Origin of the sequence: Novosphingobium aerophilum (assembly GCF_014230305.1) — a bacterium.
In the GTDB taxonomy this organism is placed as follows: Bacteria; Pseudomonadota; Alphaproteobacteria; order Sphingomonadales; family Sphingomonadaceae; genus Novosphingobium; species Novosphingobium aerophilum.
The window spans coordinates 1-1,598 of the sequence record NZ_JACLAU010000097.1; the positions used below are offsets into that span (position 1 = coordinate 1).

Annotated in this window: 2 protein-coding genes; both read left to right on the top strand. The window is 62.2% G+C overall.

All coding sequences use genetic code 11. The features are described from left to right. Nucleotides 1-182, top strand: a 182-nt coding sequence (locus tag H7F49_RS19400) for a hypothetical protein (RefSeq protein WP_214647919.1), incomplete at its 5' end; no start/stop codon positions are given. Between the two features lie 9 nt (nucleotides 183-191). Next, nucleotides 192-1,526: an IS5 family transposase gene (locus H7F49_RS19150; RefSeq protein WP_185685144.1), complete on the top strand. Its 1,335-nt coding sequence runs from the start codon at nucleotides 192-194 to the stop codon at nucleotides 1,524-1,526. Nucleotides 1,527-1,598: the final 72 nt, after the last annotated feature.

Consider the following 1,598-nt stretch of genomic DNA (forward strand, 5'->3'; position numbering starts at 1 on the left):
TAGTCGCCCGTGAAAAGCGCTCAAAGCCGCAGAAATGCGTCGGTTTTGGCGGATTTGAAGTAATCGTATTTGCAAGGTTTCGGGCAGGATCGCGCCAAAAGCTTGCGATTTTGCGCGCCCGTGCACGTAGGGGCTTCCTCAGCAAACCGGGCTGTGATTCATTGTGGTGGTCGACACGATGAGGTTTGCCGATGCCGCCGAAGAAGCCCGCCCCGCGCAGTGACGAGTTGTTCCGCAGCCAGCTCGACAACATGATCGACATGGGGCACGCGCTGGTGAAGCTGGCTCGGTTGATCGACTGGTCGCGCTTCGATGAAGCGTTTGGCCGGTTCTATCACGAGAAGGGGCGCCCTGGCCTGTCGACGCGGCTGATGGCAGGCTTGCATCTGCTCAAGCACATGGAAGGTCTGTCCGACGAGGCCGTGTGTGCCCGCTGGGTAGAGAACCCGTATTTCCAGTACTTCTGCGGCGAACAGTACTTCCGCCACAAGCTGCCGCTCGATCGCTCGTCGATGACCCGCTGGCGCGGGCGGATCGGCGCGGACAAGCTTGAGCTCTTGCTTGCCGAGACGCTGCGGATTGCAATGGAAACACAGGCGATGCCACCGCAGGCCTGCGAGCGGGTAACGGTGGATACGACGGTCCAGACCAAGGCGGTTGCCCATCCCACTGACAGTCATCTGCTGATGCGCGGCATCGAGTGGCTGAACCGTTTGGCCAGGAAACACGGGCTCAAGCTGCGGCAGTCATTCCTGCGCGTCGGACGTCAGGCTCGGCGTGATGTCTCGCGGCTGATCCACGGTCGTGGACACAAACAGGCGATGCGCTGGGTTCGACGCTTGCGCACCTGGCTGGGTCGGCTTGATCGCGACATCGGCCGCAAGATTGCCGGCAATGAAGAACTCGAGGCGGCGTTTGCTCTCGCGCGTGAGCGGGTGGCAAAGATCCTGACCCAGAAGCCGGACAGCACCGATAAACTCTACGCACTGCATGCGCCCGAGGTGGAATGCATCGCCAAGGGCAAGGCGAGAACGCGCTACGAGTTCGGGGTAAAGACCTCCATTGCGGTCACCAACGCGCGCACCGCAGGCGGCCAGTTCATCGTCGGTATGCAAGCTCTGCCCGGTAATCCCTACGACGGCCATACCCTGTCCGGGCAAATCGAGCAGGTCGAGCGCCTGACCGGCATCACCGTCGCGCGGGCCTATGTGGACCGGGGCTACAAGGGGCACAAGCATGGCGGAAAGGCCAAGGTCTACATCGCCCACACCCGCGGCATCGCCTCACCAACGATCAAGCGCGAACTCAGACGCCGGAATGCCATCGAGCCGATCATCGGCCACGCCAAATCCGACGGCCTGATGGAGCGTAATCACCTCGCCGGCACCGCTGGCGACGCCATCAACGCCATCCTGGTCGCCGCCGGACATAACCTGAGGCTGCTCGTCGCTTGGCTGACCTTGCTTTTGCGCGTCCTGCTCACGGCCTGCCTTCCTGCTGCGCCCCGGAAAATGGTCCCTGCCTGACGAACCAAGGGCAGATCACCGGGCCAACCTATCCCCACCCAAAGTCAAAAGCGCGTTCTTCACGGCCGACTA